Raw genomic sequence first — 15693 nt, 5'->3', positions numbered from 1 at the left:
CGAAGCCGACCCCGTTACGTGGCGAGGTCGGGCTCAGCCGGTCGCGGCCTCGTCGATGCGCCGCCGGAGGCGACGCATCCCGCGGAGCCACCGATCCGTGTCGGTCGCCCGGAACGCGTAGTGGTCCTGCACTTCCGGGTGCGGAAGGATGAGGAACCGCCCGTCCGCCAGCCCCTCCATGACCTTGTCGGCGACTTGCTCAGGCTCGAGGACCGTGCCGCCGAGCACCGCCTTGGCGGCACCGTCGGTCTTCTCGTACATCTCGGTGCGAACGCCCAGCGGGCACACGACCTGGACGGTCAGTCCCTTCTCGCCGTACGTGGCCGACAGCCACTCGGCGAAGGCCAGCGCGCCGTGCTTGGACACCGAGTACGGCGCCGATTCGAGGTGGGTGAGCAGGCCGGCGGCGGAGACCGTGGCCAGGAAGTGACCGCGTCCCCGTTCCAGCCAGGGCCCGATCAGATGACGCGCCACCCGCACGTGTCCCATGACGTTCACCTGCCAGACCTGGTCCCACACGTCCTCCGGGGCGTGCTCCCCGCCGCCGGGCTCGATGCCCGCGTTCGCGCAGAACAGGTCGATGTCGCCGAGGTGGGCGCGCGCCGCCGCCACCAGGGCGGCCACACTCTCCTCGGCGCCGGCGTCGCCCGGCACGGCGAGCCCGCCGACCTCGGCGGCGACCCGGGCGGCCGCCGCGCCGTCCAGATCGTTGACCACGAGCCGGGCGCCCTCGGCGGCGAACCGGCGGGCGAGCGCCGCGCCGATTCCCGACCCGGCTCCCGTGACGACCACACCCGCGTCCTTGAGCTCCATGGCTGCCATCTGCCTCACTCGTCCGCGACCTTGAGCACGAGCTTGCCGAGGTTCTCACCGCGGAACAGCCGCAGCAGGGTCTCGGGGAACGCCGCGACTCCGCCGGACACGACGTCCTCCACCGATCGCAGTCGCCCCGCCTCCTGCCACCCGGCCAGTTCGGTGACGGCCTCGGCATACCGGTCGGCGTAGTCGAAGACCACCATTCCCGTCATGGAGGCCCGATTGACCAGCAGCGACATGTAGTTGCTCGGTCCCTTGACCGGCTCGGTGTTGTTGCACTGGGAGATCGCGCCGCAGATGACGATCCGGGCGCCGCGCGCCAGCCTGGTCAGCACCGCGTCCAGGATGTCGCCGCCGACGTTGTCGAAGTAGACGTCCACGCCGTCGGGGGCGTGCGTGCGCAGCGCCTTCCGTACGTCCTCGGTCTGGTAGTCGATCGCGGCGTCGAACCCGAACTCCTCGACCACCGAACGGCACTTGCGCTCTCCGCCGGCGATGCCGATGACGCGGCAGCCCAGGATCTTGGCGACCTGGCCGACCACGTTGCCGACCGCTCCGGCCGCTCCGGAGACCACGACGGTCTGCCCCGGCTTCGGGCGTCCGATGTCGAGCAGACCGAAGTAGGCCGTCATGCCGGACATGCCGAGAGTACCGAGATACACGGGCAGCGGCGCCAACGCCGGGTCGACCTTCGTGACACCGCGCCCGTCGGACACGCAGTATTCCTGGACACCGAACGAGCCCGACACGTGGTCCCCCACCGCGAAGTCGGGGTGGCGGGAGGCGATGACCCTGCCCACCGCGCCGGCGCGCATCACCTCGCCGATCTCGACCGGCCGGATGTACGACTTGCCCGCGTTCATCCAGCCGCGCATCGCCGGGTCGATCGACAGGTAGAGCACCTGCACCAGCAGCTCGCCGTCGCCCGGCTCGCCGACCGCCTCCTCGACATGCTCCCAGTCGGTGGGGCGGGGCTGCCCCACGGGACGTGCGGCCAGGCGCAGTTGATGGTTGGTGCGGCTCATCTCCGCGGCTCCTCGGCTGTGGTGTGCGAATCCCGCACGCGGCGCGAGATCGCTGCCGGTGCCGGGCCGAACGAGACGTACCAACTGGTCGGTACGTGCCTCGTGAGGCTAGGTGCTGCCATGCCAGGAGGCAAGTGGCCCCGGGAGCGGCAGCGGCGCGAGTGGTTCACATCACATCACCGGCGGGGGCAGCCCGGCGCCGACGTCGTGGGACGCGGCCACCACCCGCCGCCACGGACCGCCGTCGGTCCGCGCCGCACCAACCGCCGTCACGAACCACCGCCAGTCCCGGCAGGTGCACTCCACACGTCGAGCACAGGACCCCTGCCCGAGTGGGAACCGACAGCGCCGATACGCCTCCACCCCCAGCTCTGGAACGCGCTGCGCGCGGGGACGTTCGCCGGCTCGACGAGCACGGTCACCAGAGCCGTGTCGGAGCGCTCGAGGAGCCGGCGCACGAGCGCGGTGGCGACACCGCAGCGCCGCTGCGCCGGAACCACCATCAGCTCGGCGAGGACCCAGCCCTGCCCCGAGGCGGTGAGTTCCTCGAGCTCACGCGGCAGCTCTCCCCGGAACCCCTGCCACCAGCCACCCTCCCGGTCGAGCCGGAACCCGTAGGCGCACCCGGCAAGCCGCGCCGCGCCGGTCACCACCATGTCGAAGCCGGGTGCCTGCACGTCTTCGGCGAAGCGCCGCAGAAACTCCTGCCGGTCGTGGAACTCCTCTCCGGAGAAGCCGTGGTAGGCCTCCACGTACACATCCGCCACGCTCTCCCGCTGCTGTTCGGCCTGCCACCGGGTGAGACGCCGCACGAACACCTCAAGCATGCATTCCTCCCCTGCCGGCCCCGGCTTCGGCATCCCCGGCGCCGGGCAGCCGCCGTCCGGCCTCCATCGTGAGCGGCGCGACCCCCGCAGGGGAACCACCACGATCGTCTCGATATGGCCGATTCGGTGTACTTGCCGCCGGCCTCACGGGAGGTAACCAGCTCGGAGACAGGCCTCGGCCGGCCGACAACCCTCGCCCCGGCCGGAGGCAGATCCGGCGAGGCGAGCGGTCACACGTGGGCCGGTGCCGTCGGCTCGGTCCCCGCCTGGGTGACGACCGACGCCGCCACCTGTGCCGCGAACTCCAGCATGCTCACCGCACGGTCCGGGCTCAGCCCGCGATCCCAGCCGCCCGACGTGCCCAGCCACGCGAGGGCGCCCGCCATGAAGGCGTCCCCGGCGCCGATGGTGTTGACCACCTGGACCGGTACGGCCGGTACGGAGACGGGCGGACCGGCCGGGGTGTACGCGACGGCGCCCTCGGCACCCCGCGTCATCACCACCAGGCAGCCTCCCGCGGCCAGTCCCCGGCAGGTCTCGTCCGGGTCTGTGTCCGGCCACAGCCGCAGCACGTCCTCGTCGCTCGCCTTGACGACATGCGCCAGTTCGCACAGTTCACGCAGCAGGCCGAGGCTGCGACCGCGGTCGATCGTGCGGTCCTCGCGCACATTGGGGTCCACCACCAGGAAGGAGTGCCGGGCGGCGGCCTGCGCGGTGAGCGCGACGGCCTGTGCTGCCGGTTCGACGACCGCGGCCAGTCCTCCGACGTACACCGCGCCGTAGCGTCCGGCCTCCGCGGTCTGCTCCGGCAGTCCGAACGTCGCCGTGTCCTGGAGGTGGAAGTGGTAGCCGGTGCCCTTCTCCCCCGGGTCGGCGACCGCCAGCGCCGTGGGGAGGCCGGAGCGGGCGCAGAGGGTGAGGTCCACGCCCGCGTCCCCCAACCGCCGCTCGATGACCCGCGCGAAGCCGTCGCCGCCGAGGGCTCCGGCAAACGCGACGGGCATGCCGAGGCGGGCCAGGCCGACCGCGACATTGGCGGGGGCGCCGCCGGGCTGGGCGCGCAGGATCTCCGGTTCGCCGGGCACGGGGACGAGATCGATGAGTGCCTCGCCCAGGACCAGTACTCCGTCCGGCGCGCCACTCACGGCTCCACCACGATCTTGCGGCCCTGCCCTGCCTTGAACCGGTCGATGGCCTGCGGGTACTCCTCCAGCGGCAGCCGGTCGCTGATGAAGACGGACGGATCGAGCACTCCGCTCGCGAAGAGCGCGGCGGCACGCTCATAGCTGTGCAGCACGGCCATGGAGCCGGTGATGGTGATCTCCTGGTTGTAGATCCGGTACGGCTCGATGACCGCGGTCGTCGCATAGTCGGCGACCCCGAACTGCAGGAAGGTGCCTCCCTTGGCGACCCGGCCGAGACCGTCCTGGATGGCGGCGGCGTTACCGGTCGCATCGATGACGAAGTCCCAGCCACCCGGCTGGTCCAGCTCCTGAGCGGTGGCTGCCGAGCGGGAGCAGCCGAGCCGAGAGGCCGTGGCGAGGCGGTCGGGATTGACGTCGAGTACGTCCACGCCCGCGGCGCCGGTGCGCTTGGCGAGCTCCAGCATCATCAGGCCCATGGTTCCCGAGCCGTAGATCAGCACACTGGCGCCGAGGGTGCTGCTGTTCAGCACGTCGTATCCGCGGACCGCGCACGACAGCGGCTCGATCAGGGCCGCGTCCTTGACGTCGATGTGGTCGGGCAGCCGTACGCAATTGGCGACGGGCGCGACGGCGAACTCGGCGGCGCCACCGGGCACCGTGACGCCGATGGCCGCCCACCGGTCGCAGAGGTTGCCACGTCCTGCCCGGCAGTAGCGGCATTCGTGGCAGTGCAGGGACGGGTCGACGGCGACCTTGTCGCCGACGGTCAGCTCGGTGACGTCGCTCCCGACGCCCACGACTTCGCCGGCGAACTCATGGCCGGGCAGGATCGGCAGCGTGGGCGCGAACTCGCCCTGCAGAATGTGCAGATCGGTGCCGCACAGACCGCACGAGGCCACGGAGACGACGACATCGCGGGGCCCCGGGGTGGGGTCGGGAACCGTCGTGACCAGGACCTTGCCGGGGGCTTCGACGATCGCTGCCCTCATTTAACAGCTCCAAGAGAGAGGCCCTGGACGAGCTTGTCCTGGGCGGCATATCCGGCGGCGAGCACCGGCAGGGACACAACAACGGACGCGGCGCACAGCTGGGCGAGGAACAGGCCCTGGCTGGTGACGAATCCGGTCAGATAGACGGGCGCCGTCTGGGCGACCACGCCGGTGAGCACGCGGGCGAAGAGAAGCTCGTTCCAGCTGAAGATGAAGCAGATCAGGGCGGTGGCCGCGATCCCGGGGGCGGCCACCGGCGCCACCACCCGGGCCAGGACCGTGGGCAGCCGGGCGCCGTCGACCTGCGCGGCTTCGATGATCGAGACCGGTACGTCGGCGAGGAAGGACTGCATCATCCACACCGCGATCGGCAGATTCATCGAGGTGTAGAGGATGACGAGAAGCCAGATGTTGTCCAGCATTCCGGCGTTCTTCGCGAAGAGGTAGACGGGCAGGAGCCCTGCGACGACCGGGAGCATCTTGGTGGACAGGAAGAAGAACATCACGTCCGTCCACTTGCGTACGCGCCGGATGGAGAGCGCGTACGCCGCCGGGAGGGCGAGGACGAGCACCAGCAGCGTGGAGAACGCCGACGCGGTCAGGGAGTTGATCAGCGACGGCCAGGGGCTCGGACCGCCGCCCGCACCGAAGAACTCCCGATAGCCGGCCAGGGTCAGCGGCGCGCCGAGGGTGGGTGGATTGGTCGCCGCGTCCGCCTCGGAGTGCAGTGACGTCAGCAGCATCCATGCGGCGGGCAGACAGAACCCGATGCCCGCCACCCACGCGAGCAGGCCAAGCGCTGCCGAGCGGCGCCTGGCCCGGCGCGCGGCGGGTGGCAGCAGTTCCGGCGGCAGTTTCGAAGGAGCCGGGGCGGCTGTGGTCGCGGTCATGCGCGGTTCGCCTCCTCACGGAAGAGGGACGAGACCACCCGGAGCGCGAATGTCGCGATGATCATCGTGCCGATCACGACGACGACTCCCGCGGCGGACGCCAGTCCGTACTCGTGGGCCTGGTAGAAGGTCTGGTAGATCGTGTACGGGAGGTTGGCGGTGCCGAGCCCTCCGGAGGTGATCGTGAACACCGCGTCGAAGTTCTGCACGATGTACACGGAGCCGAGCAGTACGCCCAGTTCGAGATAGCGGCGCAGATGCGGCAGCGTGAGATAGCGGAAGGACTGCCAGGCGCTCGCTCCGTCGAGGCGCGCGGCCTCCATCATGTCGGCGGGCCTGCTCTGCAGCCCCGCGAGCAGGATCAGCATCATGAACGGCGTCCACTGCCAGACGAGCGCGGCTTCGACGGCGACGAGCGGCATGCCGGATATCCAGTCCGGCTGGGCGGGGGTGTCGTCGCCGAAGAGTCCCGCGACCCAGGTCCAGGCCCCGTTGAGCAGTCCGTACTCCGGGTTGTAGAGCGCGTGCTTCCACAGCAGCGCCGCGGAGACCGGGACGATCAGGAAGGGCGTGATCAGCAGGGTGCGCACCATGCCGCGGCCGAAGAAGGTGCGGTCGAGGAGCAGGGCGAGCAGCAGCCCGAGCACCACGGTGGCGACGACGACGCTCGCGGTGAGCAGGACGGTGGTGAAGACCGAGTCGCGCAGCTCCGGGTCGGTGACCACGGAGGTGTAGTTGGACAGTCCGGCGAAGCTGCGCGCGTCCGGGTTGAGGGAGTTCCAGTCGAAGAGCGAGATCACCAGCGTTGCCACGAACGGCAGTTGGGTGACCGCGATCAGGAATACGAGGGCCGGAAGGAGCGGGGCCCGGGTGGCCCAGGCCCGTACGCCCCCCTTCCGTTCCTTCGACTGACGCGCCTGCTTCGACCGGACCTGTGGGCTCAGCGGCTGTGTGGTGACGGAGGCACTCACTGCTGCTCCTTGCCGACCTTCTCGGCCAGCTTCTGGGAGGCCGCCAGGGCCTGGTCGACGGACTGGCGGCCGGCGATGGCCGCGCTGATCTCCTGCGAGACCTTGGTGCCGAGGTCGGTGAACTCGGGGATGCCGACGAACTGGATCCCGGCCGCGGGACGCGGCTGGGTGCCGGGGTTCTGCGGGTTGGCGCCGGCGATGGCCTTCTCGGTGATGTTCGCGAAGGCGCCCGCGGCCTTGCGGTACTCCGGGTTGGCGTAGGTGGAGGCCCGCTTGCCCGCGGGCACATTGGCCCAGCCGCTCTTCTGGCCGACCAGTGCCTCGTACTTCTTGCTGGACGCCCAGGAGATGAACTTCCAGGCGCTGTCCGACTTCTTGGAAGCCTTCTGCATGCCCCAGGCCCAGGTGTAGAGCCAGCCGGAGCTCTTGGTCTTCTCCACCGGCGCCGGTACGTATCCGATCTTGCCCTTGACCGGGGATCCGGCGGCCTCCAGGGAACCTGCGCCGGCCGTGGCGTCGTACCACATCGCTGTCTTGCCCTGGGTCATGTTGTTGAGGCACTCGGCATACCCGGACTGGGCCGCTCCCGCCTCACCGTGCCCCCGCACCAGGTCGACATAGAACTGGGTGGCCTTCTTGAACTCCGGCGATGTGAGCTGCGCCTGCCAGTCCTGGGTGAACCAGGTGCCGCCCATGGTGTTGACGACGGTGGTGAGCGGGGCGATGACCTCGCCCCAGCCGGGGAGCCCGCGCAGACAGATGCCCTTCATCCCGCTCTCGGCGCCGTCCGCCTCGGCCGCGAGATCGGCCACCTGCTGCCAGGTGGGCTGCGCCGGCATCGTCAGCCCCTTCTTGGCGAAGACGTCCTTGCGGTACATGAGGAAGGACGACTCGCCGTAGAAGGGCTCGGCGTAGAGCTTTCCGTCCTTCGCGGTGAGCGATTCGCGCAGGGGCTTGAGGATGTCCTTCTGGTCGAAGGCGGAGTCCTTCTTCGCATACTCGTCGAGCTCGTGCAGCCAGCCGTTCCTGGCGTAGAAGGGCACCTCGAAGTTGCTGATGGTGGCCACGTCGTACTGGCCGGCCTGGTTGGAGAAGTCCTGACTGATCTTGTCGCGGACGTCGTTCTCCGGGAGCACGGTGAAGTTGACCTTGATGCCGGTCTCCTTGGTGAAGTTGTCCGCGGTCAGCTTCTGCAGCTCGACCATCTGCGGGTTGTTCACCATGAGTACGTTCACCGACTCCGCCTCTGAGGAGGAGGCGCCTGCTCCGCTGCACCCCGCGAGCAGGGCCATGGCGGCCGTGCCCGCCCCCGCACTCAGGCGGATTCCACGTCGTCGCTGAAGGGCCATGTTTTCTCCTGATCGGTCGTAACGGCTCAGTAATCGGTGGTTCAAGACATGACGGCTTTACCCTCGGCCGGGCGGCCGGGGATCAAAGAACTTATGGGGTGAGGCAGTTGTGCGGCGCCGGCGGGCTCAGACGCGGGTGACCTGCGGGCCGAGGAGGGAGTAGCGATGCGCCTCCGCCGACGGCAGGCCGGCGTCGGTGACGATGGCCTCGAAGTCGCCCACGTCGGCGAAGCGGCAGAAGCTCACCGCGCCGAACTTGCTGTGGATTCCGGCGAAGATCCGGCGGCGTGCGCTGCGCATGGCCTGTGCCTTGACCTCACTGACCGCCGGGTCGGGTGTGGTCAGGCCGTGTTCACGTGAGATGCCGTTCGCGCCGACGTACGCCAGATCGATGACGAAGTCGGAGAGCATCCGGGTGGCCCAGTGGTCGACCGTGGCCAGGGTGCCGCCGCGGACGCGGCCACCGAGGAGCAGTACGGAGGTCTTCTCGGCGTCCGCGAGAACGGTCGCCACCGCGAGCGAGGCGGTGACCACGGTCAGCGGCCGGTCCCGCGGCAGCGCTTCGGCGACGAGCTGCGGGGTGAAGCCCTCGTCGACGAAGACGGTCTCCGCGTCGCCGAGCAGTTCGGCGGCGGCCGCAGCGATCCGCGATTTCTGCGGCACATGACGGGTGGTCCGTACCGCGAGCGTGGTCTCGAATCCGGCGGACTCGACGGGGTAGGCCCCGCCGTGCGTACGCCGCACCAGGCCGTGCTCCTCCAGGGTGTGCAGATCCCGCCTGATGGTTTCCTTTGCCACCCGGAACTGGCCGGCCAGCCGGTTGACGTCGACCGACCCGTCCCGCCGGGCCGTCTCGAGAATTCCCCGTCGGCGTTCCTCGGTGTCCACGACACACTTCCCTGCTTCTGCTGGTGCTGCGGGCCTGGCGTCCGTTCGGGCCCATGCGTCGTTTGTACAAGCAGTCAACCCCGCTCGACCAGGCTCTTCGCAAGATCTGCTGTGCCCGTATCTGCCCGTTTCACCACAGCCGTCGCCGCTGGTCGGGGGCCATCGGGCCCCAATCGCGGTGGGCGTTACTGCCCGCTTTGCACCCGGCGGGCGTCCGAACCGTGCCCGCGGGCGGAAACTTGAGCGGCGGCGCACTGTGGCCGACCCGGTTTGCGACCCTTCGCCGACCTGTCGCTGCCCCGGCTCAGACCCGCAGTGCCGACCCGTGGCCGACCCGGAATGCGGAACAATCCGGAGGGCTTGAGGATCAATGAATGGCTGGCTCCGCCCGTACGTATGCGTGGGGGCGGAGATGGATTTTCCGACGGACATCCAGGAGCACACGTATGAGTGGAACAGCCCAGATCGGTGTCACGGGACTCGCGGTGATGGGCCGCAATCTCGCCCGTAACTTCGCCCGCAACGGCTTCGCGGTCGCCGTGCACAACCGCACGGCGGCCCGGACGCGGGCGCTGGTCGAGGAGTTCGGTCACGAGGGCACGTTCGTGCCCGCCGAGTCGGCCGAGGAGTTCGTCGCGGCCCTGGAGCGCCCGCGCCGCCTGATCATCATGGTCAAGGCGGGCGATCCGACCGACGCCGTGATCCAGGAGTTCGCACCGCTGCTGGAGGAGGGCGACGTCATCATCGACGGCGGCAACGCCCACTTCGCCGACACCCGGCGCCGTGAGAAGGAGCTGCGGGAGCGCGGCATCCACTTTGTGGGCGCGGGCATCTCGGGCGGCGAGGAGGGCGCGCTGCACGGGCCGAGCATCATGCCGGGCGGCTCGGCCGAGTCGTACGCTTCGCTCGCGCCGCTGCTGGAGAAGATCGCCGCCAAGGCTCCCGACGGCACGCCGACCGTCGCGCACATCGGTCCGGACGGCGCCGGCCACTTCGTGAAGATGGTGCACAACGGCATCGAGTACGCCGACATGCAGCTGATCGCCGAGGCGTACCACCTTCTCCGCGCGGTGGCCGGCTACTCCCCGGCCCAGATCGCGGAGACCTTCCGCACCTGGAACACCGGGCGTCTCGACTCGTATCTGATCGAGATCACGGCGGAGGTCCTGGCCCACACGGACGCGGCAACCGGTAGGCCCTTTGTCGACATTGTCCAGGACCAGGCCGAGCAGAAGGGCACCGGCCGCTGGACCGTGCAGATCGCCCTCGATCTGGGCGTGCCGGTCTCCGGCATCGCGGAGGCGGTCTTCGCCCGCTCGCTGTCGGGGCACGCGGAGCTGCGGGAGGCCTCCCGAGCGCTGCCCGGTCCGGCGGCGCAGCCGCTGAGCGAGGCCGAGGCCGGGCGCTTCGCCGACCGGGTCGAGCAGGCGCTGTACGCGTCCAAGATCGTTTCGTACACGCAGGGCTTCCACCAGATCCAGGCGGGCAGCGACGCGTACGGCTGGGGCATCGACCTCGGCTCGGTGGCCGCGATCTGGCGGGCGGGCTGCATCATCAGGGCGGCGTTCCTGGACCGCATCCGCGGCGCGTACGACGCGCAGCGGGACCTGCCGAGCCTGCTGTCCGACAAGCAGTTCGCGGCGGAGATCGGCACGGCACAGGACGACTGGCGCGAGGTGGTCGCGGCGGCCGCCCGGCAGGGCGTCCCGACGCCGGGCTTCTCGGCGGCCCTTGCGTACTACGACGCCCTGCGCGCCGAGCGGCTGCCCGCGGCGCTCACCCAGGGTCAGCGCGACTTCTTCGGCGCCCACACCTACCGGCGGACCGACCGTGAGGGTTCGTTCCACACCCTCTGGGGCGGCGACCGCTCGGAGGTTGGCACCGACTGAGTCTGCGCTCCTGGGGTGAGGGCGATCAGCTCGCAGGCCCCGGCTGGGGCTCCGGCTCCGGCGGGGGTACCGGCTCGGGGCCGGGGCCCGGCGGCTGCGGAATGGGGTCCGGCGCAGGTCCCGGCGGCGGTGACGGAGGCGGCACCGGGCCGGGCAGGGGCCCCGGATCAGGTCCCGGGAGGGGCGGCGAAGGCGGTACGGGCGGCTGGGTCATCCGGTTCTCCTGAGGTACGGAGTCGTGCGTTCCCAATGTCTCCCGTTGCGCTTGCCCACGCGCGCCGGGTCCACGCGTCATGCTCCGGACGCGACGGCCCCGGCGGCGGCCCGCAGCCCGGGCCGCGGGCTGGACAGGACGGGAACGGCGGTCGTCGTACGGGCTGCCGCGTCCGCCATCGACGCCTGGGCCAGCACGATGACATCCGCCTCCAGCACCGCGTCGACTGCGGCGGCCACCGCGTCCAGATAGCCGCCGCGGTCGCCCGCCTCAAAGCGCTCCCAGGCGCCCTCGACATGCAGGGTGCGCAGCTCGACGGCACGGCCCGCCGCTTCCTCTCGGATCAGCGCGACGGTCGGCTCCAGGGTGCTGCGCACGGTCGCCACCACCACGATCCGGTCCACCGCGGCGGCCGCGGCGGCCATCGGCCGGTCGACCCGCAGCACCGGCACGCCGAGGCCTTCGGCGCAGGCCTCGGCGACGCCGCCGATCGTGGAGCAGGTGCACAGGACGGCGCTCGCGCCCTCGGCGACGGCACTGGTCAGTACCGTCGCGACGGCGGGCGCGACCGCGGCCGGACCCTCTCGGCCTGCCCGGACGAGCAACACCTCGTGGACGAGGTGGCGCAGCTCAAGACCTGGGTGGTCCTGATCCCGCAGGGCCTCGAAGACGGGGATGTGGACGGGTGAGGTGTGCAGCAGCGCCAGCATGACCCGAAGGCTAGGCCATGTCCCGGCGTGGCCTGATGGCGCGGCCGCGATCACCAGAGCTGCGGGTTCGCCCTCAGCTGTGCCTCCGCCGCCGCGACCAGCTCGGCCGGCGGCTCAGGGGCCTCGTCGGGATGCCGCTGGGCCCACTTGGCCGCGTACGGACACAGCGGCACGACGGGGACGCCCTCGCGTGCCGCCATCGTGTAGAACTCCCGCACCAGCGCGCCCGCGACGCCCTGGCCCTCGTACTCCGGCCCCACCACGGTGTGCACAGCCACCAGGGCGGCCGGAGTCGCGTCGAGGGTGAAGTAGACGATGTGGCCGGCCGGCTGACCGTCCACGTACGCCTGGAGAAGCCCCGTCGGCCGGTTGTCGCGGATCTCGGGTGCTGCCATGGCGGCTGTCTCCTTCTGGGCGCTGGGCGGGTCAGACGACGGCGTGCGGACTGCGTTCCGTATCGCCGCCGGGTACGGGCGCGGAGGCGTCCGAGCCGAGCGCGACGATCCTGTTCTGCGCGTCGACATGGACGACACTCGGCACCAGCGTGCGCGCCTCCGCGTCGTCGACCTGGGCATAGCTGATCAGGATCACCAGATCACCGGGGTGCACCAGATGAGCGGCCGCGCCGTTGATGCCGATGACGCCGGAGCCGCGCTCGCCCTCGATGACATACGTCTCCAGCCGGGCGCCATTGGTGATGTCGACGATGTGGACGAGCTCGCCGGGAAGCAGATCGGCGGCCTCCATCAGAGCGGCGTCGACGGTGACGGATCCGACGTAATGCAGATCGGCCTGGGTGACGGTGGCCCGGTGGATCTTGGACTTGAACATGGTGCGCAACATCGAAGCACTCCCGGATCTTGGCTCTCGGCCTGCGTTCTTGCAGGTCAGAGGCGTTTTCTCGCCCAACTGTCTGTCGCATCCTCGGGCAGCCACGGTGATGTTCTTCACGGCTCATGCTGACCGACTGCTGATTCCCTGGCGCTGCGTCAGGCAGATGCAGAGGCGCTGTTGGCAGCCTTCCACCCCGCCGTACGCGGACCGCACCAGCTTACGCAACCGCTCTCCCTGCCGGGAGCCGAGGACTGCATGCAATGCCTCACCAGAGGCGGGCCGCAGCCGCGAGTGCTGAGGAGCCAGTTGGGTGCAACCGGTGCGCCGACCCGTGGAACACCCTGGCGAGCCCGTTTGTCAGGAACGGCCCACGTCTATGGATTGTGTTGCTCATTCGGTCGATGCCTTGCTGTCCGAGTCATGGCTCCAGAGGTCGTCCGAGTCGGGCGGAACGGCGGTTGCAGACGACATACAGCAACAAACGATCACTGCCCAAGCGCCTTCTGAAGGAGTCGAACACGATGCCCACACGTTCGCGACGGCGCGTCGCACTCGCCGCCACCACCGCAGCGCTGATTGCCGCTGCTCCGTTGGTGCTGGCCGAGCCGGCCTTCGCCCAGTACCCACCATGTCCTCCCCTTCAGCTCAGCGATGACACCGTGGCCCCCGGTGATGAGCTCACCTTCTCCGCGGCCTGCTTCGAGGCGGAGGAGGAGGTTGACGCCAACCTCGTCCCCGGTGGTGCTGCCACCACCGCATCAACGGCCGCACTCAGGACATCGCCGTCATTCGTGCAGCCCGTCGTGGCGCCGACGGCGGAGGGCGGCCACGGGGGCGGAGACGGGGACGGGCGCACGGTGTACCTCGGCACCTACACCGCCTACGCCAACGGCGATGTGGACGGCACGGTGACCATCCCAGAGCACACGCGCCCCGGCCACTACCGCTTCACACTCGAAGGCGAGACCTCCGGAATCACGCGGTCCGTGCCGCTGACCGTGACCGGCGACGGGGACGGTCGCGGGGACGACCACGGACGGCCCGGCCACGGGGACGACCACGGACGCCCCGGCCACGGACACCACCCCGGCTCAGGCCACGGCAACGGATCCGGTCATGACCACGACCCCTCGGAGCTTGCGACGACCGGTTCGTCGGATGCAACGGTGGCGCTGCTCAGCGCGGCCGGCGGCCTGGTGCTGCTCGGTGGCGGATCACTGGTGATCGTCAGGCGGCGGCGCAGTCACACTGAACGCGGCTGAGAGGCCCGCGGATGCCGTGGACAACCCGCAGACTTCGGGACAGCGCAGTGCTGTCCCGCTTCACCGGCCTGGTGCGACGGAACCGCCGTCGCACCAGGCTGTCGATGTGGGTGGCCGGAGGCTGTCTCCTCGCCGGTTCGGGCTGGGTACTCGTCACTGGCCTGTACGCCCGTAGCGAGCTGCTCGCGGCGCGGAGCGAGCTGGATACTCTGCGGAACACCGTGACGGCACCCCTCTCCCCGGTCTCGGCGGCGAGCGACGGCACGAGCCGCCGGGCGCGCACCGAAGCGGCGGCCCGTTCCGCTGCGCTGCACGGGGCCCTCGCTCATCGGCTCACCACCGGACCCGCCTGGTTCGTGGCCGCGCAGCTGCCCGGCCTCGGAGGTCCTTTCGAGACCATCCGCGGTACGGCCAGGGCCGTGGACCGGCTGACCGGCGCGGTACTGCCTGCCGTCGTACGAACCGTCGGCGACCTCACCAACGAAGCGGGTGCCGGCGACGGCCACCTGAATCTGTCCGAACTGCGCAGGGCCGCCCCGGCGCTTGAGCAGGCCTCGCGCCAGGTGACCGCGGCTCGTGCGGAGACACGCGACCTGCCCCGCCGGACCTGGCTGCCCGTCGTGGACCGGGCCCGAACGCAACTCCTCGAGAAGCTGGACCGGATGGCGCCCACCGTGGAGGACGCCGCCACCGGGGCCCGCCTCCTGCCGGCGATGCTCGGCGCGGACGGGCCGCGGCGTTACTTCATGGTGTTCCAGAATCCCGCGGAAGCGCGGGGAACCGGTGGAATGCCCGGTGCTCAGGCCATGTTGACGGCGGACAAGGGCACGCTGGCACTGACGGAGTTCGGACACGACGCCGAGATGGTGACCGCGCGCCCCAAGGTGGATCTCGGCGCCGAGTTCACCGCCATGTACGGACACAGCGACTCGGTGAACACATGGCCCAACTCCAATATGAGCCCGCACTTCCCCTTCGCCGCGCGCATCTGGTCGGCGGCCTGGCTCGACAAGAGCGGCGAGCGTGTCGACGGCGTGCTCTCAGTGGATCCGGGCGCGCTGGCTCGGCTGCTGGCAGCTTCCGGGCCGACGCGCACGAGCGATGGCACAGCCGTCGCCGCGGACAACGTGGTGGATCTCAGCGAGCGCATCAACTACATGACGTACCCCGACCCGCTTGAGCGCAAGGCTTTCCTGCTGAACGTGGCCCGCGCCGCTGCCGGGCGTCTGCTGACCGCAGCCGAAGATCCCCAGCGGCGGCCCGCACTGCTCCTCGGCCTGCACGAGGTGCTGGGCAACGGGCAGATGCAGGTCTGGAGCGCCCACCGCGACGAGCAGCGGGAGCTGGAGTCACGCCCGGTTGGCGGCTCCTTGCCGCTGAGCCCGGCGCCCTACGCCGGGTTGGTGGTCAACAATGCCGCCGGCACCAAGCTGGACTACTACCTCGATCGCACGCTGGACTGGTATCCCGGTCGTTGCACCGCCGCCGGACGCGAGGTCACGGTCAAGGCGGTCCTCGCCAACCGTGCACCGTCCGCAGGGCTTCCCACCTACGTCACGGCCCGCCTGGACAAGCCGCCTTATGCAACGCACGAGGGTGACAATCGCCTGCTCGTCTCCTACTACGCGACCGCCGGGGCGAATCTGATCAAGGCAACCGTCGACGGGCACACGGCTCTTGTGTCACCTGGTTTCGAGCGCGGGCATCCGGTGTACACACTCGACGTCGAGGTGCCTGCGGGCAGCAGCCGCACGGTGATGCTGCACCTGCTGGAGCCTCCGGCCGACGACGCGCCCACCGTGCTGCACCAACAACTGCCGCGGGCACTGCACGCGACGGTGCACCCGTCCTCGGGCTGCCACGGATCCTGAGCGGGAACCCCAC

15 protein-coding genes are annotated in these 15693 nt (G+C 70.3%); 3 read left to right on the top strand and 12 right to left on the bottom strand.

The window, feature by feature from the left end:
* Positions 1 to 33 precede the first annotated feature (33 nt).
* The 9 genes from ACI2LP_RS26925 to ACI2LP_RS26885 form a co-directional block, all read right to left on the bottom strand.
* Positions 34 to 822: an SDR family NAD(P)-dependent oxidoreductase gene (locus ACI2LP_RS26925; protein ID WP_404727093.1), complete on the bottom strand. Its 789-nt coding sequence runs from the start codon at positions 820 to 822 to the stop codon at positions 34 to 36.
* 5 nt (positions 823 to 827) lie between these two features.
* Positions 828 to 1841, bottom strand: coding sequence for an NADP-dependent oxidoreductase (locus ACI2LP_RS26920; protein WP_404727092.1), 1014 nt, complete (start codon positions 1839 to 1841; stop codon positions 828 to 830).
* Between the two features lie 269 nt (positions 1842 to 2110).
* Positions 2111 to 2668: a GNAT family N-acetyltransferase gene (locus ACI2LP_RS26915; protein ID WP_404727091.1), complete on the bottom strand. Its 558-nt coding sequence runs from the start codon at positions 2666 to 2668 to the stop codon at positions 2111 to 2113.
* 230 nt (positions 2669 to 2898) lie between these two features.
* Positions 2899 to 3813: a PfkB family carbohydrate kinase gene (locus tag ACI2LP_RS26910; protein ID WP_404727090.1), complete on the bottom strand. Its 915-nt coding sequence runs from the start codon at positions 3811 to 3813 to the stop codon at positions 2899 to 2901.
* Entirely contained in the window at positions 3810 to 4802 is a 993-nt protein-coding gene (locus tag ACI2LP_RS26905; protein WP_404727089.1) for a zinc-dependent alcohol dehydrogenase family protein, read from the bottom strand. The genes ACI2LP_RS26910 and ACI2LP_RS26905 overlap by 4 nt, the downstream gene beginning before the upstream one ends.
* Complete coding sequence (locus ACI2LP_RS26900) at positions 4799 to 5692, bottom strand: carbohydrate ABC transporter permease (protein WP_404727088.1); 894 nt, start codon at positions 5690 to 5692, stop codon at positions 4799 to 4801. The genes ACI2LP_RS26905 and ACI2LP_RS26900 overlap by 4 nt, the downstream gene beginning before the upstream one ends.
* A complete protein-coding gene (locus ACI2LP_RS26895) occupies positions 5689 to 6636 on the bottom strand; it encodes a carbohydrate ABC transporter permease (protein ID WP_404727249.1) in 948 nt (315 codons plus the stop codon). Before ACI2LP_RS26895 ends, ACI2LP_RS26900 begins: the two co-directional genes overlap by 4 nt.
* 23 nt (positions 6637 to 6659) lie before the next feature.
* Entirely contained in the window at positions 6660 to 8012 is a 1353-nt protein-coding gene (locus tag ACI2LP_RS26890; protein ID WP_404727087.1) for an ABC transporter substrate-binding protein, read from the bottom strand.
* 126 nt (positions 8013 to 8138) lie between these two features.
* A complete protein-coding gene (locus ACI2LP_RS26885; protein ID WP_404727086.1) occupies positions 8139 to 8900 on the bottom strand; it encodes a DeoR/GlpR family DNA-binding transcription regulator in 762 nt (253 codons plus the stop codon).
* A gap of 446 nt (positions 8901 to 9346) precedes the next feature.
* On the opposite strand from ACI2LP_RS26885, the gene gndA reads away from it, so the two are divergent.
* Positions 9347 to 10789: an NADP-dependent phosphogluconate dehydrogenase gene (gndA, locus tag ACI2LP_RS26880; protein WP_404727085.1), complete on the top strand. Its 1443-nt coding sequence runs from the start codon at positions 9347 to 9349 to the stop codon at positions 10787 to 10789.
* A gap of 291 nt (positions 10790 to 11080) precedes the next feature.
* Here gndA and ACI2LP_RS26875 read toward each other — a convergent pair whose 3' ends face one another.
* Genes ACI2LP_RS26875 through panD form a run of 3 tightly spaced genes read right to left on the bottom strand, consistent with a single transcriptional unit; the run spans position 11081 to position 12556 of the window.
* Complete coding sequence (locus tag ACI2LP_RS26875; protein ID WP_404727084.1) at positions 11081 to 11713, bottom strand: aspartate/glutamate racemase family protein; 633 nt, start codon at positions 11711 to 11713, stop codon at positions 11081 to 11083.
* 50 nt (positions 11714 to 11763) lie between these two features.
* Positions 11764 to 12108, bottom strand: a complete 345-nt coding sequence (locus tag ACI2LP_RS26870; RefSeq protein ID WP_404727083.1) for a GNAT family N-acetyltransferase — start codon at positions 12106 to 12108, stop codon at positions 11764 to 11766.
* Between the two features lie 31 nt (positions 12109 to 12139).
* Positions 12140 to 12556 carry an aspartate 1-decarboxylase gene (panD, locus tag ACI2LP_RS26865; protein WP_404727082.1) on the bottom strand — a complete coding sequence of 139 codons (417 nt, stop codon included), beginning with the start codon at positions 12554 to 12556 and terminating at the stop codon, positions 12140 to 12142.
* Between the two features lie 512 nt (positions 12557 to 13068).
* Here panD and ACI2LP_RS26860 point away from each other — a divergent pair.
* Together ACI2LP_RS26860 and ACI2LP_RS26855 are read left to right on the top strand one after the other, a co-directional pair.
* Positions 13069 to 13809, top strand: a complete 741-nt coding sequence (locus ACI2LP_RS26860) for an LPXTG cell wall anchor domain-containing protein (protein ID WP_404727081.1) — start codon at positions 13069 to 13071, stop codon at positions 13807 to 13809.
* A gap of 11 nt (positions 13810 to 13820) precedes the next feature.
* On the top strand, positions 13821 to 15680 hold the full coding sequence (locus ACI2LP_RS26855; RefSeq protein WP_404727080.1) for a DUF4012 domain-containing protein: 1860 nt from the start codon (positions 13821 to 13823) through the stop codon (positions 15678 to 15680).
* The last annotated feature ends 13 nt before the right edge of the window (positions 15681 to 15693 follow it).

The sequence above is a fragment of the Streptomyces sp. NPDC019890 genome, assembly GCF_044903445.1.
Classification (GTDB): Bacteria; Actinomycetota; Actinomycetes; order Streptomycetales; family Streptomycetaceae; genus Streptomyces.
The sequence above is the reverse complement of the archived record's forward strand: the minus strand, read 5'-3'. Positions and strand labels throughout refer to the sequence as shown.